The 18,828-nt window shown below is 62.9% G+C and carries 20 protein-coding genes; 12 read left to right on the top strand and 8 right to left on the bottom strand.

Going from position 1 to position 18,828, the window contains the following annotated elements; genetic code table 11:
• Positions 1-269: 269 nt before the first annotated feature.
• Positions 270-530 (top strand): DUF1344 domain-containing protein, encoded by a 261-nt coding sequence (locus J3R84_RS02735; protein ID WP_025426167.1) that lies wholly within the window; start codon positions 270-272, stop codon positions 528-530.
• A 157-nt stretch (positions 531-687) separates the two neighbouring features.
• On the opposite strand, the gene J3R84_RS02730 is transcribed toward J3R84_RS02735, so the two are convergent.
• The 4 genes from J3R84_RS02730 to J3R84_RS02715 form a co-directional block, all read right to left on the bottom strand.
• A complete protein-coding gene (locus tag J3R84_RS02730) occupies positions 688-1,272 on the bottom strand; it encodes a histidine phosphatase family protein (RefSeq protein ID WP_025426166.1) in 585 nt (194 codons plus the stop codon).
• 49 nt (positions 1,273-1,321) lie between these two features.
• A complete protein-coding gene (gene fabI, locus J3R84_RS02725) occupies positions 1,322-2,140 on the bottom strand; it encodes an enoyl-ACP reductase FabI (RefSeq protein WP_025426165.1) in 819 nt (272 codons plus the stop codon).
• 205 nt (positions 2,141-2,345) lie between these two features.
• Positions 2,346-3,404, bottom strand: coding sequence for a J domain-containing protein (locus J3R84_RS02720; protein ID WP_025426164.1), 1,059 nt, complete (start codon positions 3,402-3,404; stop codon positions 2,346-2,348).
• A gap of 212 nt (positions 3,405-3,616) precedes the next feature.
• The gene (locus tag J3R84_RS02715; RefSeq protein ID WP_025426163.1) at positions 3,617-4,069 is read right to left on the bottom strand and encodes an RT0821/Lpp0805 family surface protein; all 453 of its coding nucleotides are present in this window, start codon (positions 4,067-4,069) and stop codon (positions 3,617-3,619) included.
• A gap of 140 nt (positions 4,070-4,209) precedes the next feature.
• On the opposite strand from J3R84_RS02715, the gene pdxH reads away from it, so the two are divergent.
• Positions 4,210-4,830 carry a pyridoxamine 5'-phosphate oxidase gene (gene pdxH, locus J3R84_RS02710; RefSeq protein WP_025426162.1) on the top strand — a complete coding sequence of 207 codons (621 nt, stop codon included), beginning with the start codon at positions 4,210-4,212 and terminating at the stop codon, positions 4,828-4,830.
• A gap of 118 nt (positions 4,831-4,948) precedes the next feature.
• Here the strand turns inward: pdxH and J3R84_RS02705 are convergent, their stop codons facing one another.
• Positions 4,949-5,998, bottom strand: a complete 1,050-nt coding sequence (locus J3R84_RS02705; RefSeq protein ID WP_203527622.1) for a polysaccharide deacetylase family protein — start codon at positions 5,996-5,998, stop codon at positions 4,949-4,951.
• 324 nt (positions 5,999-6,322) lie between these two features.
• Here J3R84_RS02705 and J3R84_RS02700 point away from each other — a divergent pair, with 324 nt between their 5' ends.
• Entirely contained in the window at positions 6,323-7,588 is a 1,266-nt protein-coding gene (locus J3R84_RS02700; protein ID WP_025426160.1) for a D-alanyl-D-alanine carboxypeptidase family protein, read from the top strand.
• 14 nt (positions 7,589-7,602) lie between these two features.
• Here J3R84_RS02700 and tldD read toward each other — a convergent pair whose 3' ends face one another.
• Both tldD and J3R84_RS02690 read right to left on the bottom strand, forming a co-directional pair.
• Entirely contained in the window at positions 7,603-9,018 is a 1,416-nt protein-coding gene (tldD, locus tag J3R84_RS02695) for a metalloprotease TldD (protein ID WP_057211534.1), read from the bottom strand.
• 77 nt (positions 9,019-9,095) lie between these two features.
• Positions 9,096-10,295, bottom strand: a complete 1,200-nt coding sequence (locus J3R84_RS02690) for a winged helix-turn-helix domain-containing protein (RefSeq protein ID WP_025426158.1) — start codon at positions 10,293-10,295, stop codon at positions 9,096-9,098.
• A gap of 113 nt (positions 10,296-10,408) precedes the next feature.
• Here J3R84_RS02690 and J3R84_RS02685 point away from each other — a divergent pair, with 113 nt between their 5' ends.
• From J3R84_RS02685 to J3R84_RS02665, 5 genes are read left to right on the top strand one after another with little or no spacing between them, the layout of a single operon-like run.
• Positions 10,409-11,089 carry an energy-coupling factor ABC transporter ATP-binding protein gene (locus tag J3R84_RS02685; RefSeq protein WP_025426157.1) on the top strand — a complete coding sequence of 227 codons (681 nt, stop codon included), beginning with the start codon at positions 10,409-10,411 and terminating at the stop codon, positions 11,087-11,089.
• The gene (locus J3R84_RS02680; protein WP_025426156.1) at positions 11,083-11,688 is read left to right on the top strand and encodes an energy-coupling factor transporter transmembrane component T family protein; all 606 of its coding nucleotides are present in this window, start codon (positions 11,083-11,085) and stop codon (positions 11,686-11,688) included. Before J3R84_RS02685 ends, J3R84_RS02680 begins: the two co-directional genes overlap by 7 nt.
• A 36-nt stretch (positions 11,689-11,724) precedes the next feature.
• Positions 11,725-12,288: a biotin transporter BioY gene (locus J3R84_RS02675; protein ID WP_025426155.1), complete on the top strand. Its 564-nt coding sequence runs from the start codon at positions 11,725-11,727 to the stop codon at positions 12,286-12,288.
• 4 nt (positions 12,289-12,292) lie between these two features.
• Positions 12,293-13,795, top strand: a complete 1,503-nt coding sequence (locus tag J3R84_RS02670; RefSeq protein ID WP_025426154.1) for a class I adenylate-forming enzyme family protein — start codon at positions 12,293-12,295, stop codon at positions 13,793-13,795.
• On the top strand, positions 13,779-14,966 hold the full coding sequence (locus J3R84_RS02665) for a thiolase family protein (protein ID WP_025426153.1): 1,188 nt from the start codon (positions 13,779-13,781) through the stop codon (positions 14,964-14,966). Before J3R84_RS02670 ends, J3R84_RS02665 begins: the two co-directional genes overlap by 17 nt.
• A 12-nt stretch (positions 14,967-14,978) precedes the next feature.
• Here the strand turns inward: J3R84_RS02665 and J3R84_RS02660 are convergent, their stop codons facing one another.
• The gene (locus J3R84_RS02660; protein WP_025426152.1) at positions 14,979-15,380 is read right to left on the bottom strand and encodes an acyl-CoA thioesterase; all 402 of its coding nucleotides are present in this window, start codon (positions 15,378-15,380) and stop codon (positions 14,979-14,981) included.
• Between the two features lie 16 nt (positions 15,381-15,396).
• On the opposite strand from J3R84_RS02660, the gene J3R84_RS02655 reads away from it, so the two are divergent.
• The 4 genes from J3R84_RS02655 (at position 15,397) to J3R84_RS02640 (ending at position 18,652) form a co-directional block, all read left to right on the top strand.
• Entirely contained in the window at positions 15,397-16,371 is a 975-nt protein-coding gene (locus J3R84_RS02655) for a zinc-dependent alcohol dehydrogenase family protein (protein ID WP_203527623.1), read from the top strand.
• A gap of 63 nt (positions 16,372-16,434) precedes the next feature.
• Positions 16,435-17,364: a histone deacetylase family protein gene (locus J3R84_RS02650; protein WP_025426150.1), complete on the top strand. Its 930-nt coding sequence runs from the start codon at positions 16,435-16,437 to the stop codon at positions 17,362-17,364.
• Positions 17,365-17,366: 2 nt separating this feature from the next.
• A complete protein-coding gene (locus J3R84_RS02645; protein WP_025426149.1) occupies positions 17,367-17,618 on the top strand; it encodes an exodeoxyribonuclease VII small subunit in 252 nt (83 codons plus the stop codon).
• Positions 17,619-17,728: 110 nt separating this feature from the next.
• Positions 17,729-18,652, top strand: coding sequence for a pirin family protein (locus J3R84_RS02640; protein ID WP_025426148.1), 924 nt, complete (start codon positions 17,729-17,731; stop codon positions 18,650-18,652).
• Positions 18,653-18,828: the final 176 nt, after the last annotated feature.

Raw genomic sequence — 18,828 nt, 5'->3', positions numbered from 1 at the left:
TAGCGATCGAGTCTTAAGATTGGCTTTCGTCACATTTCTTTGGAAAACCCTACAATTCATGGGGATACAGTGCTGATGCACCGCCGGCTCAGCCGGCGGAATGCTTGAAAACTGCACGTTTGGCGTTCAGTCTCCATCAACCGGCCGGGCATCCCCGAAATGGAGGGAAAGCCTGTCAAAAGCTACGGTGCAAGGCAATTTTTGCCACAATCGGGGATCAAAGGGTGATGACAAGAATAATCGCAGATACATTGAAAAGGGCAAGAAAGATGCGTTTTGTCATTGCCGCGCTCATGGCTACCGCCGGCTTGCTTGCGCCTTTGTCGGCCGTTGCCGAAAGTGCCGATGTAGAGGCCGTTATTACCGGGGTCGATACCGATCGCCTCAGCCTTCAGCTCGACGACGGCAAAAGCTATCAGGCGCCTGAAGAATTCAATTTTGAAGGTCTCACCGCCGGCGTCAAAGTTCTCGTGTTCTACACTGAGGTCGACGGCAAGCGCGTGATCAACGATCTGGAAATCGTTCAGTAAGACTATTTAAGAACCCAAGTCCCGCCCCTTGAGGGGCGGGTGTGCTGACCCGGCTTCGTCAGAGCTTTCCAGGAAAGGTGCGAAGCGGTTTTCCGTCAGGAAATGCGTGGAAACAAAAAGGTAGAGCATTTCTACCGGTCCGTTCAGGACGGAAGCCTCAGATCCAGCCGATGGAATTTCCGGCAATCCGCAACAGACGATCCTGCGGGATGGCAGCAGAAGCCGCCTCATCTTCGTCCATCTCACCAAAAAGCTTGAACAGCGCACGGATGACGCCGCCATGGCTGACGCAGACCGTCGGCTTGCTCACGTCCTTGAGCCATGCGGCAATCCGCCAGGACAGGATCTCGTAGCTTTCGGCATCATTGCCGGGCGGGATGAAATCCCATTTCACTTTGCGTCGCTCGGCGATGCGCTCCGGCACGGACCGTTTCAGCTCCGGTAGCGTAAAACCTTCCCAATCGCCGAAGGAGACTTCCTTCAGCCGGTCGTCGGTGCGGTAAGCGGTGGGATCAAGACCCATGGCCCGGCGAAGGCGCTCCATCGTTTCGCGGGTGCGACCGAGGGGGCTCGCGACGAAGTCGAACTGCGCGGCGTCGGCGCCGAGGATGGCACCAAGCGCAAGCCCGTTTCCGGTCGCCTGCTGGCGGCCGGTATCGTTGAGAGGGATGTCCTTCTGCCCCTGGAGGCGGCTTTCCGCATTCCAGTCCGTTTGTCCGTGACGGATCACATAGATCAGCACAACATTTCGCTCCGGGCAGGAGGCTGTTCGGGCCGGTCGGCGGCGCCGATCAATCCTTGATGACGGAGATATCCGGAGCGTCTACCGCCTTCATGCCGACGACATGGTAGCCGCTGTCGGCGTGGTGAACCTCACCCGTGACCGAGCGCGACAGGTCGGACAGCATGTAGAGGCCGACATCGCCGACTTCCTCGATGGTGACGGTGCGACGCAGCGGTGCGTTGTACTCGTTCCACTTCAGGATGTAGCGGAAGTCGCCGATACCGGAGGCGGCCAGTGTCTTGATCGGGCCGGCAGAGATCGCATTGACGCGGATGTTCTTCGGGCCAAGGTCGACCGCCAGGTATTTGACGCTCGCTTCGAGCGCGGCCTTGGCGACACCCATGACGTTGTAGTTCGGCATGACCTTTTCGGCGCCGTAGTACGTCAGCGTCAGCATCGAGCCGCCGTCCGTCATCAGCTTTTCAGCGCGCCGGGCGACCGAGGTGAAGGAATAGACCGAGATCTGCATCGTCTTGGCGAAGTTTTCCGGCGACGTGTCGACGTAGCGCCCGGTCAGTTCGTCCTTGTCGGAGAAACCGATCGCGTGAACGACGAAGTCGATCTTGCCCCAGTGCTTTTCAAGCGTCGAGAAAACCTCGTCGATGGTGGCTTCGTCGCTGACATCGCAGTGGCCGGCCATGAAACCGTCGATTTCCGCCAAGAGCGGCTCGACGCGCTTCTTCAGTGCATCACCCTGATAGGTCAGAGCAACTTCGCCGCCCTGGCCATGGATGGACTTCGCGATCCCCCATGCAATCGAACGGTTGTTCGCGACGCCCATGATGACGCCACGCTTGCCCTTCATCAAACCCGATGCCTGAGCCATGCATTGTCCCCAATACTATCTGCCGGCATCGACGATGGCCGACGCCAGACTTCACAAAATTCAAAAACGCCAGATCTGCGCTGTCAGCGCGCGTGCGGCAAATTGTCGAGAATTGCCTATGGCATAGCCGCTCCGGTGGTTCAAGCGCGGCCGGGATCAGGAACTGTTAGTCCCCGTAATATTGGTTCAGTGTGTCAGCAAACCGTCACAAATAAAAGCCGTCGCGCAGCGATTTCATGAGGTCGGTGACCTTGTCATCAGGCGTGTCGCGCAAAATGAGCCGCAACTCGACCAGCAGATCGCCGCGCGCGCCATAGGCACCCGGCAGCCCGAAGCCGTCGACGCGAATGACCTTGTCCGACCCGGACCAGGCCGGAACGACAACGGTCGCCTCACCGATCGGCGTAGCGATGACATGCTCGCAGCCCAGCACGGCGCTCTGCAGATCGACGGACAGTGTCGTGAACAGATCGAGTCCACTGGTTCGGAAATCGCCGCTCTGGTCGACGCGCAGGGTGACGACGACGTCGCCGCGTGTCATGCGGGTGACGCGATAGCCCTGCTCCGCCAGGCGGATCGTCTGTCCGTCGACGGCACCCGGCGGTATCTGGACCTTGAAGGTTTCACCGTCGGGCAATTCCAAGGACAGGCGTTGACGATCGATCAAGTCCTGGATGGTGACGGTCAGATCGACAGCGAGATCTGGAACCTTGTCGGCGGGTTTGGCCGCCCGGCCGCGAATGCGTCTGACGATGGCGGCCACCAGCTCGGCGGCGGGTGCTGCGGCACGCTGCATCAGCGGCGGCTCCGTCTTGGCGACCGCCTCCTGCTTCGGCTCAGTGACAGGCTCGGGTTTCGGCTCGGGGGCAGCGGCTGGCCTTTCGGGTGCTTTGGCCGCTGCCGGCTTCGGCGCGGGCCTGGCGGCGCTGGTACGGCTCTCTGTGCCGAAGATCCGCGAGACCGCCTCTTCGGCGGTTTCCGCATCGACCGGCTGCTCCTCCGGCTCGGGGCCGCGCATCTTCGCCTTCATCGCCTCCATGCGGCGCAGCTCGGCTTCGCGCCGGGCATAGTCGTAGCGGCTTCTCAGCTTCGGGTCGCGCAGCAGCTCGTAGGCCTTGCCTGCTTCGGCAAAGCGCTCGGCGGCAGTCGGGTCGTCCTGATTGTGGTCGGGATGGATGGCCTTGGCGACCGAGCGCCACGCCGCCTTGATTTCGTCCTGACCGGCGGTGCGCCGGACGCCGAGAATTGCATAGGGATCACGCATGGCTTGCTACCATCTTCTCTGATCGGCGGCCTCTCCCGGATGCCCGCCTTATGCCTCAAACCGGGGATCAAGTGCTGTGGCACGTCCCGTTCAGCGGCGAGGATGGGCAGAACTTGCTAAATATCGGTTAGCCGGGGCGACGACGGAGCAGGTCAAAACGACGATCGAACCGTTCCTGCCGCGGTTTGCCGAAACGTGGTTAACGCAGGATTTCAGGAGCGCGGACCGAAGCTGGTGAGATACCACTCGCCATCGCTGAGCTTGCAGGTGCTGCCGTCGAACTTGGCAATGCCCTCATAGGAATGGCGGGTCGTGGTGAAACGACGGCAAAGCATGCCGCTGGCGTTGTCTTCCTGAATGCTGCTGATGACGCCGGCGCTGCCGGACGTGGCGTTTGCCCAGGGAATAGGGTTGAGCGACCCCTGCCCGAGTTCGGCTGAGGTCACGGCGTTGCGAATCAGGACCGCATCGGAAAGGCCGTCGGAGGTTTTGGCAACGGGAACGGTACCGGTTGAAACGGTGCGATCGACACCACTGCCGAACATGTCGAGGCCGGCTCCCATGCAACCGGACATAATGAGCACGGGCAGGCAAATTGCCGCGCCACGCATCACCGAGAAGGAATACCCCTTCTTGCCATCGATCCACTTTGCTATGTCTTGCACGGCAATCCTGTCAGACTCGCAAGAGCCGCACGTTTCCCGAGGAAGTCAACAAGCAGGCTCTGACATTTTCGATGCGGAAACACCGCTCGGGCTCATCCCGAAGCGTTTCCGCGCCAGACATCACGGCGTTAGAAGGCAATATGGCGGTGAATGAGTTAACAAGCGGTGACTTCACGGAAGCAAATGAGCCCTTTTCCCTTTTCGGCACATGGCTGAAAGACGCGGAAGGCAGCGAGATCAACGACCCGAATGCCGTGGCGCTGGCGACCGTCGACCCCGACGGGTTGCCGAATGTGCGCATGGTTCTGCTCAAGGATTTCGACGAGCGCGGCTTCGTCTTCTACACCAATTTCGAAAGCCAGAAGGGCCGCGAAATTCTCGGCGCCCGCAAGGCCGCCATGTGTTTCCACTGGAAATCGCTCCGGCGCCAGGTACGGCTGCGCGGGCCTGTCGAAATCGTCTCGGAGGCCGAGGCGGACGAATATTTCAAGTCGCGACCGCGCGGCAGCCGCATCGGCGCCTGGGCTTCGAAACAGTCCCGTCCGCTCGAAAGCCGCTTCGCGTTGGAAAAAGCGGTTGCCGAATACACGGCCCGCCATGCGCTTGGCGAAATCCCCCGTCCGGAATACTGGTCCGGCTTTCGCATCCGCCCGACCTCGATCGAGTTCTGGCACGACCGGCCATTCCGACTGCACGACCGCCTGGAGTTCCGTCGCGAGACACCGGAAGGTGGCTGGGAAAAGGTGCGGATGTACCCATGATGGACGCGGTAGGCGGCGGCTGGAGCATTTCCAGGAAAAGTGTGCAGCGGTTTTCCGCCCGGAAATGCGCAAAAGTGAGAAGCTTGAGCGCTTCCGTTTCGTCTAAAGCGGAAAGATTCTAGCTTCGACCGAGCCGAAATGGAATGCCCGAGGCGAGCGCCGAAACGTAACGGGCACGCTGGAAATGGCCGTTAAGTGAAATGCGCGGCAAGGCGTCTAGCGGCGTCGCCGCCGCGACCGTGCCCGGCATGGTGGTGACCGCAACCGTAAAGCCGAGATCGGCTGCAAGCCTTTGATCGCGCGGCGAGACAGCCGGGCGATCCCCATAGGGATAGGCAAAGCTGCGCGGCCTTTGGCCGACAATGGCTTCGACGCGGGCGGCGGATGCCTCGATCTCCTGGCTTGCCTGTTCATCACCGAGCCGCGCGACGGCGCGGTGGCTTATGGCGTGCGCCCCGAGGCTGGCGAGCGGGTTTTCAATCAGGAGACGGAGACCGGCTTCGTCGAGCGTCAGCGTTTTGGTGATAGCCAACGCATCGATCCCATGTTCCAGCGCCGCCGCGTCGAGCTCGGCAACCGAAACAATTTCCTCGCGACTGTGGATGTAGGCGGCCATACGGCCAAATATCGCGTGCTTGTCGGCGCTACTTTCAGCCTTGAGTACCTCCACGCCGCTACCGAAATCAAACCGGAACTGCGTGGTTGCCGAGAGCAGATCGGCCAGCGTTTCCCACCAGAGCGTATGGGTGCGGTCGACGAACCCGCCGGTCACGAAAACGGTGAACGGCACGCCGTGCCGCGTAAAGACCGGCTGGGCATGGTCGAGATTGTTGCGATACCCGTCGTCGAGGGTGAAGCAGGCGAAGGGCGCTGCACCCTCGTCGGCAAGCGCCGTCGGCAAATCGTCGAGCGCAATGAAGCGATAGCCGTCCCGCTTCAGCCGGGTGATGGCCCTATCGAGAAACTCCGGGGTGATTTCGAGATGGGCGTTCGGATCAAAGGCCCGGGCAACCCGCGGGCGGACGTGATGCAGGGTGAAAATAGCGCCGCGCCGACGGGCATCAGGCATCAGGCCAGCGCGGCTTAGACCGTGCGCCAACTCAAGCCCACCGGCGATTGCCGCGCGCCGCGCCCTCGTCCTGATGCTTGCCGTGATCCCACCCGCCATATCAGTCCATTCAAATCAGCCTGTATCGATCACTGCAGAACTCCTTGCGCCTCGGTCGATTTACGGAGAAGATCGTCTGGAGGGTTTCAAGCGTTACAGTGTCCCTGGCGCGCCAGACCTGGTGCACCACCATGGAGGTTAATGGCGGGAGCGTTAAACCTTGCTGAAGGACGTCGGCGTTAATTTCTGGTTTACCACCCCGACGAAAGTCGCAGGAAGAAATCGCATTCTGCCTCAAAGTTGCAGCAAAGACACGGCCTTGTCACAAAAAGGCACAGCGCGCCTGTCCGACGGCGCATTTCGATGGGGACTGACATGAAAGCTATCCGCCGCCTCCTTTTGGCGATGTGCGCTCTCGCTCTGGGGTCTGCGACGGCGTTTGCCGGCAGCGCTTCGTTGGTGCTCGATGCGCGCACGGGCAAAGTCCTGTCGTCGGAGAATGCGGACACGCTGAACCACCCGGCATCGCTCACCAAGATGATGACGCTGTACCTCACCTTCGAGGCGCTCCGGCGCGGCGACATGAACTGGGACAGCAAGATCAAGGTATCGAGGGCGGCGGCGGCCCAGCCGCCGATGAAACTGGGCCTGAAGCCGGGTAGCACGATCACCGTGCGCGAAGCAGTCTATGCCATGATCGTCCGCTCGGCGAACGACGCAGCCGCCGCGATGAGCGAAAGGCTCGGCGGTTCGGAGCAGAACTTCGCCAGGAAAATGACGGCTAAGGCGCGCCAACTGGGCATGAGCCGCACCGTCTTCATCAACGCATCCGGCCTGCCCGCAAGCAGGCAGGTGACCACCGCACGCGATATGTCGACGCTCGCGGTGGCGCTGATACGCGATTACCCCAGGGAATACCGGCTGTTTGCCACGCCGAGCTTCACGTTTCGCGGTCGCAAGATTCGCGGCCATAACAACCTGATGTACCGCTATGACGGCATGGACGGCATCAAGACCGGCTACACCAATGCCTCCGGCTTCAATCTCGTCAGTGCCGTCAGGGACGGCAACCGCCGCGTCATCGGCGTGGTGATGGGCGGGCGCACGGCGCGCAGCCGCGACGACAAGATGGCGGCATTGCTCAACCGCCATGTCGGCAAAGCCTCCAATGGCCGCCAGTTGGTGGCCGCTGCCAAGACGCGGAGTGCTGCTGCAGCTGAGGTCGAGGTCGCATCTGCCGCCACGATGTCGGACGTGCCGCTGCCCTTCACGGCAGCCCATCGTGCCAAGGGCGACAGCGTTGCGGCATTGATCGCCGCGTCATCCACGACGGTCGTGCCGGCCGAACGGCCGACGGCCATGGTCGAAGAGGAAAACGCCGCTGTCGTTCCAGCCGCCGGCCGCTGGCAGATCCAGATCTCGGCGGCACCTTCGGCTGAAGCGGCCCGCGCGCTTCTGGCACAGGCGCAAGCAGCCGGAGGCGACATGCTGGCGGAGGCGTCTCCCTATACGGAAGCGGTGGGCGAAGGCGCCGGCACCATCTATCGCGCCCGCTTCGTCGGCTTCAGCAGCCGTGATGCTGCCGCTTCCGCCTGCAGCGCGCTGAAGAAGCGCTCCTACGACTGCGTGCTGCTGCCCTCGCGAGGCTAAGGGAGCCATCGGCCTTAGGCCTGCGTGCCGCCGACGGTGATCTGGTCCATGCGCAGATGCGGCTGGCCGACGCCGACCGGCAACCATTGCCCGGCCTTGCCGCAGTTGCCGATGCCGGTGTCGAGCTTGGTGTCGTTGCCAACCATCGTCACGCGCTTCATCGCGTCGGGGCCATTGCCGATCAGCATCGCGCCCTTGACCGGCGCGCCGATCTTGCCGTTCTCGATCATGTAGGCCTCGGTGCAGCCGAAGACGAACTTGCCGGAGGTGATGTCCACCTGGCCACCACCGAAGGAGACGGCATAGATGCCCTTCTTCACCGAGGCGATGATTTCCTCGGGCGTCCGGTCGCCGGACAGCATGTAGGTGTTGGTCATGCGCGGCATCGGCACATGGGCATAACCCTGGCGCCGGCCGTTGCCGGTCGGCTGCATGCCCATCAGCCGGGCGTTCTGCCGGTCCTGCATGTAGCCAACGAGCTTGCCGTCCTCGATCAACACGTTGTAGCCCGATGGCGTGCCCTCATCATCGATCGAGATCGAGCCACGCCGGGCCTCGATCGTACCGTCATCGACGACTGTCACACCCTTGGCAGCAACCTGCTCGCCGAGCAGGCCGGCAAAAGCGGAGGTCTTCTTGCGGTTGAAGTCGCCTTCAAGGCCGTGGCCGACGGCTTCGTGCAGCATCACACCCGGCCAACCCGAGGCCAACACCACGTCCAGGGTACCGGCCGGCGCATCGATCGCGTCGAGATTGACGAGCGCCTGGCGTAGTGCCTCGTCGGCACCCTTCTTCCAGTTCTCCTCGGTGATGAAGTCGCCGAAGCCGCGGCGTCCGCCGATGCCGTAGGAGCCGCTTTCCTGACGGTCGCCATCGCCGGCAACCACGGAGATGTTGATGCGCGTCATCGGCCTGATGTCCTGAACCCGGTGGCCATCGGCGCGCAGGATATCGACCAGCTGCCAGCTTGCGGCGATCGAGGCCGTCACCTGCCTGACCTTGGGATCGCGTGCACGCAGATAGGCGTCGATTTCCTGCAGAAGCGCGACCTTCGCCTCAAAGCTCGGCTCGCCGATCGGGTTTTCGTCGCCATAGAGCTTCGTGTTGGTGCGTTGCGGCGCTGCGGCATAGGAGCCGGCATAACCGCGCGTCACCTGGCCGACTGCATCGGCGGCACGGCGAAGTGCTGCCAGCGACAGCTCACCGGCATGGGCATAGCCGACCGATTCGCCGGCGACCGCACGCAGACCAAAACCCTGGTCGGTGTTGAAGCTGCCGCCCTTCAGCCGGCCGTTGTCGAAGGAGAGCACTTCGGCCTGGGCATGTTCGAGAAACAGCTCACCATCGTCGGCGCCGGCAAGCGTCTCCGACAGAACCTTGCGGATCGCTGCCTCGTCGGCATCGAAGAGGCTCATCAGATCGGTGTTCATAGTCGTGCGCTCCCGCGTCATAAGTTCGATGGCCTCCATTTAGGAAGGCGAGCGGTTCAAGCCAAGAAAAATATCGATCAGGAGAGCGAAGCGTTCCAGCCATCGAGGCGTTCGATGCGCTCGACCCCGGCGAAGCGGGCGACGCGTTCGAGTTCTGCATCTATGCGCTCCATGCGCCCAGAGGACGGCTTGACGCCACGCTCCAGCCAGAGCCGGCGCACATCGAGACTGCCGCGCTTGCGGTCGGCCTTCATGTCGATGCGGCCGATCAGGCGATCGCCTTCGATCAGCGGGAAGACATAGTAGCCGTATTCCCGCTTCGGCTCAGGCACGAAGATCTCGATGCGATAGAAGAAGCCGAACAGCCGCTCGGTGCGATTGCGGTCGCGCAGCAACGGATCGAACGGGCTCAGCACGCGCACGCGGCCCGGCGGGTCGGGAATATCGCCAAGCTCGTCAGGAAAACCCGCAAGCGCATAGGACGACCGTGGCTTGCCGCCGTCGATCGGCTCGATCGACACGTCGATCAGTTCGTCGCGATGTTCCGCCACCCAGGCCTTCGCTTCGTCCGGAGAGACCAGATCCCAGAACGCGGCGATTTCGCCGTGGGTGGCAAAGCCCAAGCGTTCAAGGGCGCTGCGGCAGGCCCAGTCTATGAACTCGTGATGCTCCACCTCGCCATCCTGGTGGTGCGGCGGGATCACCCGCTCTGTCAGGTCGTAGACCTTCTGGAAATTCTCGCGCCTGGCGATCGCCAGCTTGCCGGTGCGCCACAGCACCTCAAGCGCAGTCTTCGACGGATGCCAGTTCCACCAGCCGCCGGACTCGTGTTCGGCCTCCTTGAGGTCGCGGGCAAGCACGGGACCGCCCTTGGCGATGCGCTCGTAGGTTTCGTCGCAGCCTTTTTCAAATCCCTCGCCGCGCCACTTGCTCCAACGGTCGACGATGGTCTCGCCTTCCCATTTGAAGCGGTGCTTCCAGTAGCGGTAGAAGCTGCTGGGGATGATCGAAGCGTCATGGGTCCAGTGCTCGAACAGTTCGCGGTCGTCTTCAAGCAGCGATGTCAAATGTTCGCGGCGATAGGTCTGGTTGCGCGAGAACAGGATCTGATGATGGGCGCGTTCCACCGTCGCGATGCTGTCAACCTGAACGAAGCCGATGTCATGGATCAGCTTCAGTAGGCCATCCTTGCCGAGCGCGCGGTGCGGCGCGCCGGAAAGGCCCTGCTTTGCGAGGAAGATGCGCCGGGCATCGCTATTGGAGAGCCGAATCGTCATGGGAGAAAGAGTAGGCTTTTATTCCCATATTTCAAACGGAACCTTGGCGCAAAGCGCATTGCCCTTGTCCGCCGACTTGGCCTATAGAGCAACCGCAAACCGCGAGGGACGGGATGGACATCCGCTTTACCGATTGCTCGGTCCGCTTCGGCGAACGGGTGGCGCTGCAGCCGCTGACGCTGACGATCACCGAAAGGCGTGTCGGCATTATCGGCCTCAATGGCTCCGGTAAGACAACCTTCGCGCGGCTGATCAACGGTCTAGTCAAACCTTCTGCCGGCAGCGTCACCGTCAATGGCCTCGATACGGTCAAGGACGAGCGCGCCGTGCTTTCCGAAGCCGGCTTCATCTTCCAGAATCCGCAGCACCAGCTGATCATGCCCGTCGTTGCCGATGACATCGGCTTCGGCCTGAAGAACCGCGGCCTCAAAGGCGAGGAAATCGACAAGCGGACGCAAGCGGTGCTGTCGCGCTTCGGCGTCGAGCACCTGGCGCGGCGCCGGGTTCACGAACTCTCCGGCGGCGAGACCCAGCTGATCGCCATGGCCAGCGTCGTCGTCACCGATCCCAAAATCCTGATCCTCGACGAGCCGACCAACCAGCTCGACCTACGCAACCGGCGGCGCGTCGCCGACACGATCGCGACACTTGACGAAGACACGCTGGTCATCACCCACGACCTGCCGCTGGTCGAAAATGTCGAGCGCCTGCTGCTCTTCCACGAAGGACGGCTTGCCGCCGATGGCGCGCCGCAGGAAACGATCCGCCACTACCACGAGATCGCCGGATGCTGACGAGCCTGCACATCGAGGGCAACAGCTGGCTGCACCGGCTGCCGGTGCGTGCGAAGCTTTTGGCACTGGTGGCGCTCAGCATCCTGCTTTTCCTCACCAGCTCGCTCGTCGTGCAGCTGATCGCCTTTGTGATTTCCGGCGGGCTCTATCTCTCGGTCGGCCTTTCCTGGCGCGAAGCGCTGAAACGCGTCGGCTTCGTCTTCTTCACGATCTTCTTTCTCGCGGCCGTGAACCTCTTCCTTCTCCCCTTGAACGAAGTCGCCGTCTTGACCCTGCGCCTGATGGCCCTGGTGCTTTTCGCCGCTGCCGTGACCGCAACGACGACGATCGGCGGCTTCATGGACGAGATCACGGTGCTGCTGACGCCCTTCGAACGCCTGGGCTGGGTGCGCGCTGCCGATGTCAGCCTGGCGCTTGGGCTCGTCCTGCGCTTTGTGCCAGACATTTTCACGCGCTATCAGGCCATTCGCGAAGCACACCGGGCGCGTGGGCTGCCGGTGCGACCGTTGACGATCATCGGACCACTGATCATCCTGACGCTCAAAGATGCGGATACGATCGCCGCGGCGATTGACGCGCGTGGTTTTCGCCGTCAATAAATTCGCGCATCCTAATAAGCAAGGAACCGGAACAGCATGAACACCAGAGATCTCGTCCTTATCGCCCTCTTTGCCGCGATCGTCGTCGTGCTCGGCCTCATTCCGCCGATCACGCTCGGCTTCATTCCCGTGCCGATCACCGCGCAGTCCATGGGCGTGATGCTCGCCGGCTGCATTCTCGGCGCCAAGCGCGGCGCTTTCGCCTTCCTGCTCTTCATTCTGCTCGTCGCCATTGGTCTGCCGGTGCTATCAGGCGGTCGTGGCGGTCTCGCCGTCTTTGCCGGCCCGTCTGGCGGCTTCATTCTCGGCTGGGTCGTTGCCACCTTCGTCACCGGCCTGATCGCGCAGCGCTTCGTCCGGGAAGGCCAGGCTGAACTGCACCAGTTCGTCGGCTTCTTCCTCGCCTCGGTAATCGGCGGCATCGTCGTGCTCTATGCGATCGGCATGCCCTGGGTATCGGCCGTCACCGGCACGCCGCTGCTCGCGGTTGCCACCGGTTCGCTCGCATTCCTTCCCGGCGACCTGCTGAAGGCCGCCATCGCGACGCTTGCCGCACGCGCCGTCTTCGCCGGCTATCCGCTGCTGCCGGTTCGCGCCTGAACCGATGCCGTTTGCCGCCGCCATTGCGCGCCACGCGGAACAAATCCCGCAAGTCCCGGCCTTCCGCATGGAAGGCCGGGTTTTCACATTCCGGGAGCTTGCGCTTTGCGCCGGCCAGCTCGTTTCCGCGTTCGGGAGATTGACGGCAGACACCGGGAATAAAAACGTCCTGCCCGCCACCACAAAGCTGATCGCACTGGAGATCGGCAACCATCCCCTTTTCGCTGCCGCATTCGTCGCCGCAACATCAGGCGGGCATTGCGTTGTTTTGATCGACCCACATCTGCCGGAGACAACGCGGGCGGCAATGCGTGAGCAATTGCGCCCCGACATCACGGTTCGCGCCGACGGCGAGGGGCTGCGGCTCGATGCGACCGCTTCCGGTCAAAGCCTGCTTTTCGCCGCCGGTTCAGACGAAGACATGACGCCGATCGCCATCGGCGCCGATGACGAGCCGTTTCTCGTCGTCTTCACTTCCGGTACCACGGGCATGCCGAAAGCGATCGTGCGCGATCGCGGGTCCTGGCGGCGCAGCCTGAAGATGGGCCAGGATTTTTTTGGCATTAACAGCGACACGCGCACCTTCGCCCCCGGCCCGCTCGCCCATGGGCTGACGCTCTATGCGTTCGCCGAAACGCTTGTTGCCGGCGCCGAATTCGTCGGCATGGCGCATTTCGATGCGGCGCGTGCGTCCGAGACCATCGCCTCGCAGGATGTCAGACGGCTCGTGCTGGTACCGACGATGCTGAGGCGGCTCTGCGCATCGCCTTCCCATGCGGCATTGGCGTCGGTGCAGAAGATCACCGTTGCCGGCGCCAAGCTGACACCCGCCGATCGCGCAGCCGCTGCGACACCGTTTTCGCAAGCTGACATCGTCGAGTATTACGGAGCATCCGAACTCGGCTTCATCAGCGTTGCCGGTCCCGGCGACACAGCATCGGCGACCGCCGTCGGACGCGCCTTTCCCGGTGTCGGCCTAATCGTGCTCGACGAGAGCGAAAAGCCGCTACCGTCAGGCGAAGCCGGCACGATCTTCGTCAACAGCGACCTGATTTCGAGCGGCTATATCGGCACCGGAGATGGTGCGGGCCTCAGGCGTGTCGGCAGGCTCGCAACCGTCGGCGACCTCGGATTCCTTAGTGCCGACGGCACGCTGCATCTCGTCGGGCGCTCCGGCGGCATGGTGCTTTCCGGCGGCAACAACATCTATCCGCAGGAGGTCGAGGCGACGCTTGTCGGGCATGCCGATGTGCATGCGGCGTTCGTTCTCGGACTGGACCATCCCGATCTCGGCAGCGAACTCGTCGCCGTCATCGAGCCGAATGGTGCAACAATCGACCGAGCGGCGCTCGACCGTCATCTCGACAGCCATCTGCCGCGCTATAAACATCCACGACGGATCTGGCTTTGCCATACCTTACCGATGACGCAATCTGGTAAGGTGGCCGCCGGGACTCTCAAGCAATGGATTGTGGACGGACATGACGCCCTTGAGCCCTTCGTCTGACCCATCGCGCACACCGGTGATCGTGGCGGCCCTGCGTACGCCTGTTGGGCGCGTGCGCGGCGTGCTCGCGGAGGTCGAGCCGGCACGGCTCGCTGCGCCGTTGATCACCCGCATCCTCGCCGATGTCGGCCTGGCGGCGGAGGCGCTCGATGACGTCATCCTCGGCAATGCCGCCAACTGCGCCGGCAACCTTGGACGGCTGGCGGCACTTGAGGCCGGACTTCCGGTATCGACACCCGGCCTGACCATTGACCGGCAGTGCGGCGCCGGGCTCGAGGCCATCACCCTTGCCGCCCGTCTCATCCAGTCGGGCGCCGGTCGCTTCTACCTTGCCGGCGGCACCGAAAGCGCCAGTCGCGCCCATATTCGCCTGAGGCCGCCGACGACCCCTGGCGAAGAGCCTCAACCGATCAAGCGTTCGCGCATGGCACCGGACGAGATCGGTGACCCTGACATGGGCGTTGCCGCCGAAAACGTCGCCACAGCCTGCAGCATTTCCCGCGAAAGACAGGATGCGTTTGCGCTCGAAAGCCAGCGACGCGCCGTCGCCGCCCAGGGCGCGGGCCGGTTTACGCGCGAGATCGTACCGATCGAAACGACTGCGGGGATCGTCGAGGCCGACGAATGCCCGCGCGCCAATGCATCGCTCGAAACCCTGCAGCGGCTGAAACCCGTCTTCGTCCAGGACGGCACGGTGACCGCCGGAAATGCCTGCCCGATCAACGACGGCGCAGCGATGGTTCTGGTGACCAGCCTTGCCGAAGCGCGACGCCTGGGGCTTTCCTTTGCGCTCGAATTCATCGATGCGACGACCGCCGGTGTGCATCCCGATCTGCTCGGGCTCGGCCCGGTGCCGGCGATGGAAAAACTGAAAGCGCGCAATCCGGCGCTTGATGTCGATGCGATTGATTTCATCGAATTCAACGAGGCCTTCGCCTCGCAGGTGCTCGGCAGCCTAGATCAACTCGATATTTCGCCGGAACGGGTCAATCTCGACGGCGGTGCCATCGCCCTCGGCCATCCCTATGGCGCATCCGGCGCGATCCTCGTGGTGCGGCTGTTCACGCAGATGCTGGCAGTCCCGCGCGAAACGCAGGCACTGGCGATGATGGGCATCGGCGGCGGCATGGGCGGCGTCGCGCTGTTCCGCAGCCTGCGGCCTACCGAATAGGTTCGTGATGGTTCAGAGAATGTAGCTGCCGAGCCATTCGCGCGTTGCGGCCGGCACCGGCAGCGGCGTGTGCCGTTCGCGATCGACGGCAACCCAGACAATCTCGAGTTCTGCCGCAAGCTGGCCGGCCGCCTCGACGCGCACGGCAAAGCTCACCGAGCTTCCGCCGATCTTGGCGACAGTAACGATGAAGCGCGCCGGCTCGTCATAGCGCAGGCCGCGATGGAAGACACAGGCCGAGCGGCGAACGAGATAGGCAGGCTCATGGACGACCGACGGCCGGTGCCGCCAGAGTTGGGAAAGTGCCGCTTCGGCATGGGCATAGTAGGCGGCATTGTGCATGTGGCCATGCATGTCTATATCGCGAAACGGAATGCGGATTTCCGTGACGTTTTCCCGCTCCCTGCCGTCCATGCGAGGTCCTCTTAGAATGCGCTCCACCCTCGTTAGCCAGTTCGGCGATCCGCGACAAGTGATTGCGCTCGTCGATGCCGAGCGAATCCCGCCGGGGCACGGCGGGGTCGAGATCGCGCTCTCCCTGTCGGCCATCAATCCCTCCGACCTCATTCCCGTCACCGGCGCCTATAGTGCCCGGACGACCCTGCCCTTCGTGCCCGGCTTCGAGGGCGTCGGCACCGTCAACCGCATCGGCGCTGGCGTTACGACCTTGAAGCCCGGCGATCGCGTGATCCCGATCGGCGCAAGCGGCCTTTGGCAGCAATATCTGGTACGGCCGGCCGAATGGTGCTTTGCCGTGCCTGACGATATCGACGACCGCCAGGCGGCCACCAGCTACGTCAACCCGCTGACGACGATCCGGCTCATCGAAGCGCTCAAGTCCCATTTCGGATCGGTGAACGGCCAGAGAATCGGCGTGACCGCAGCGGGTTCGGCCATCGGCGGCATGCTGCTGAAGCTCATGTCGGGCGAAGGCGCAAAACCGATAGGGATCGTGCGCAGCCAACGCAGCGCCGAGCGGCTTGCGTCCGACACACCCGGCAAAATCGTCATCGCCGATAAAGGGCATATCCCTTCGGGCCTTGCCTTCGACGCCATTGTCGACGCGGTCGGCGGCCCGTTTGCCGGCGAGCTCATCGGCCAGACGCTCCAGCTCGGCGCCGCATTCATCCAGTATGGCGCGCTTAGCGGTGTGCCCGTGCCGATACCGGCAATCCAGGCTCGGCCGGATGTACGCTTCTCCTTTCTGTGGCTGAGAACCTGGGTGCACGCCGCCGGTCGGCCAGCGATCGAAGCGGCTTTTGCGCAGAGTTTTGCCGGTCTGCGCACCGGGCTTTTCTCAAGCCGGATTGCGCAAACCTACCCGCTCAGTTGCCTGGATGAGGCCTTGGCGCATCAGGCGGATCCTCGCCGCGACGGCAAGCTGCTGCTTGATACGCGCTGTTGAAAATCAGTGCTTTCGCTTGGGCGCGCCATGGACGTTGGCAGGTTGGAGCACTAGTTTCGGCGCATGACCACGCTGCTCTATGAAAATCCGATCTTCCTGGAACACGAGGTTCCGGAAGGTCACCCTGAAAGGCCGGACCGGCTGAAAGCGCTGAACCTTGCGCTCGAGCACCCGAATTTCGCCGACCTCAAGCGCATAAAGGCGACGAAGGCGAGCGAAGACCTGGTGCTGCTCGCCCATCCGGAGGAGCATCTGCGCACCGTCAAGCGCGCCATCCCCGAAGAGGGCATCGCCAATCTGGAAGCTGACACCTATGCCAGCCCGTTCAGCCTCGAGGCGGCATTGACCGGCATCGGCGGTGCGGTTGAGGCGGTCGATGCAGTTTTCACGGGCAAGGCCGACAACGCTTTCGTCGCGGCGCGTCCGCCCGGCCACCACGCCGAGAAGAACAAGGCCATGGGCTTCTGCTTCTTCAACACCGTCGCGATTGCCGCCCGCCACGCACAGGTGGCGCATGGGGCAGAGCGCGTGGCGATCGTCGACTGGGACGTGCACCACGGCAACGGCACTCAGGACATCTTCTGGGACGATCCGTCGGTGCTTTTCTGCTCCACTCATCAGATGCCGCTTTATCCCGGCACCGGGGCCAAGGACGAAACCGGCGTGAAAGGCAACATCGTCAACGCGCCGCTCTCGCCCAATGCCGGCAGCGAGCATTTTCGCGAGGCGTTCCGCTCTCGTGTGCTGTCGGCGCTGACGAACTTCCGGCCGGATTTCATCCTGATCTCGGCCGGCTTCGATGCCCACTACCGCGATCCGCTGGCGCAGATCAACCTTGTCGCCGAGGACTTCGACTGGGCGACGGGCCGCCTGCACGAGATCGCCGACCGCAGCGCCGGCAACCGCATGGTCAGCCTGCTCGAGGGCGGCTATGACCTGCAGGGACTGGCCGAGTCGGCCGGCATGCATATTTTGAGATTGATGAGAGGGTAACCATGACCACCACCACGCAACCGGACGTTTCGGCCCTCTCCTTCGAGCAAGCCGTCGAAGAGCTGGAGCGCATCGTCTCGGCACTGGAACGCGGCGACGTCGCGCTCGACAAGTCGATCGAGATCTATGAGCGCGGCGAAGCGCTGAAGAAGCACTGCGAGGCGCTGTTGAAGGCTGCCGAAGACCGGATCGAAAAAATCAGGCTCGACCGTGCCGGCAAGCCGCAGGGCGTGGAACCGCTCGACGCGGAGTAAACGACGGGGGATTGGTCAACGTCCGGAAACGCTGCGTCTTCGCCTAGCGCCTACCCGCAACGTGCGTTAGGCGCTAGGCTCAGACCATACGAACAACGGGAGCGTGCACCATGTCCTTCTTTCCAGGCCCCGACCCGCTCGCCGGCGACAAGCCCGCCTGCGACGCCATCGAACACCTGATCATCCCGCGCACCAGCGACATCGGCGGATTGCAGGTTCGCCGCGCACTACCGACAGCGAAGCGGCGGCTTGTCGGGCCGTTCATCTTCTTCGACCGGATGGGACCGGCGCTGTTGCGTGCCGGCGAGGCGATCGACGTTCGGCCGCATCCGCATATCGGCCTTTCGACCGTGACCTATCTGTTCGACGGCGAAATCAAGCATCGCGACAGCCTCGGCACCGAAATGGTCATCCGCCCCGGCGACGTGAACCTGATGACCGCCGGCCGCGGCATCGTTCACTCCGAGCGTTCACCGGAAAACCAGCGCGGGCATGAACGCTCGGTTTCCGGGTTGCAGACCTGGCTGGCGCTCCCCGACCACAAGGAAGAGATCGACCCGATCTTCGACCATACCGAACGGCACATGCTGCCGCAGCTCAATGACGGCGGCATAGATGCCCGGGTGGTGATCGGCAGCTTCGAAGGGCAGAAGTCGCCGGTCTCGGTCTTTACCGACACGATCTATGTCGACCTCAACATCGCGCCCGGCAAAAGCGCGCCGTTTGCCGCCAATTGGGAAGAGCGTGCGATCTATATCCTCTCAGGCGAAGCGATCATCGCCGGCGACCACTTCGCCGACAATCAGCTGCTGGTCTTCCGGCCTGGCGACGAAATCACCGTCACCGCCGGTCCGCTCGGCTGTCATGTCATGCTGTTCGGCGGCGCAGCACTCGGCTCGGCCCGCCACATCTGGTGGAATTTCGTGTCATCGTCAAAGGACCGCATCGAGAAGGCCAAGGAAGAATGGCGCACCGGCCGCTTCGACATCGTGCCCGGCGACGAGGAGGAATTCGTGCCCCTTCCCACCGGTTGAGGGCATCGAACAACCGCGACCGCTTGCCGCTTCCAGTTGCCGCATGCTTCCTTAAATCGATTTCGATTCAGGGAATCATACGGTAGTGTCTAGGACAACGACGCAGGAAAGCCTAATTTTGCATTCAGCAACAATTGCGTCTAAAGAGCCGCTTTAACGGTACCACCAACTATCGC

Source organism: Ensifer canadensis (assembly GCF_017488845.2).
GTDB classification, from domain to species: domain Bacteria; phylum Pseudomonadota; class Alphaproteobacteria; order Rhizobiales; family Rhizobiaceae; genus Ensifer; species Ensifer canadensis.
Note: the sequence above shows the minus strand (reverse complement) of the source record. Positions and strands in the feature narration are given on the sequence as shown.

What these genes read in the sequence shown, in the direction of transcription:
- tldD (WP_057211534.1), bottom strand. Translation starts at nt 9,018, where the DNA reads ATGAACACCGATCTGATGAGCCTCTTCGATGCCGACGAGGCAGCGATC.
- J3R84_RS02670 (WP_025426154.1), top strand. Translation starts at nt 12,293, where the DNA reads ATGCCGTTTGCCGCCGCCATTGCGCGCCACGCGGAACAAATCCCGCAA.
- J3R84_RS02655 (WP_203527623.1), top strand. Translation starts at nt 15,397, where the DNA reads ATGCGCTCCACCCTCGTTAGCCAGTTCGGCGATCCGCGACAAGTGATT.
- J3R84_RS02690 (WP_025426158.1), bottom strand. Translation starts at nt 10,295, where the DNA reads ATGACGATTCGGCTCTCCAATAGCGATGCCCGGCGCATCTTCCTCGCA.
- J3R84_RS02640 (WP_025426148.1), top strand. Translation starts at nt 17,729, where the DNA reads ATGTCCTTCTTTCCAGGCCCCGACCCGCTCGCCGGCGACAAGCCCGCC.
- J3R84_RS02685 (WP_025426157.1), top strand. Translation starts at nt 10,409, where the DNA reads ATGGACATCCGCTTTACCGATTGCTCGGTCCGCTTCGGCGAACGGGTG.
- J3R84_RS02705 (WP_203527622.1), bottom strand. Translation starts at nt 5,998, where the DNA reads ATGGCGGGTGGGATCACGGCAAGCATCAGGACGAGGGCGCGGCGCGCG.
- J3R84_RS02645 (WP_025426149.1), top strand. Translation starts at nt 17,367, where the DNA reads ATGACCACCACCACGCAACCGGACGTTTCGGCCCTCTCCTTCGAGCAA.
- fabI (WP_025426165.1), bottom strand. Translation starts at nt 2,140, where the DNA reads ATGGCTCAGGCATCGGGTTTGATGAAGGGCAAGCGTGGCGTCATCATG.
- J3R84_RS02720 (WP_025426164.1), bottom strand. Translation starts at nt 3,404, where the DNA reads ATGCGTGATCCCTATGCAATTCTCGGCGTCCGGCGCACCGCCGGTCAG.
- J3R84_RS02660 (WP_025426152.1), bottom strand. Translation starts at nt 15,380, where the DNA reads ATGGACGGCAGGGAGCGGGAAAACGTCACGGAAATCCGCATTCCGTTT.
- pdxH (WP_025426162.1), top strand. Translation starts at nt 4,210, where the DNA reads ATGGCGGTGAATGAGTTAACAAGCGGTGACTTCACGGAAGCAAATGAG.
- J3R84_RS02675 (WP_025426155.1), top strand. Translation starts at nt 11,725, where the DNA reads ATGAACACCAGAGATCTCGTCCTTATCGCCCTCTTTGCCGCGATCGTC.
- J3R84_RS02680 (WP_025426156.1), top strand. Translation starts at nt 11,083, where the DNA reads ATGCTGACGAGCCTGCACATCGAGGGCAACAGCTGGCTGCACCGGCTG.
- J3R84_RS02650 (WP_025426150.1), top strand. Translation starts at nt 16,435, where the DNA reads ATGACCACGCTGCTCTATGAAAATCCGATCTTCCTGGAACACGAGGTT.
- J3R84_RS02735 (WP_025426167.1), top strand. Translation starts at nt 270, where the DNA reads ATGCGTTTTGTCATTGCCGCGCTCATGGCTACCGCCGGCTTGCTTGCG.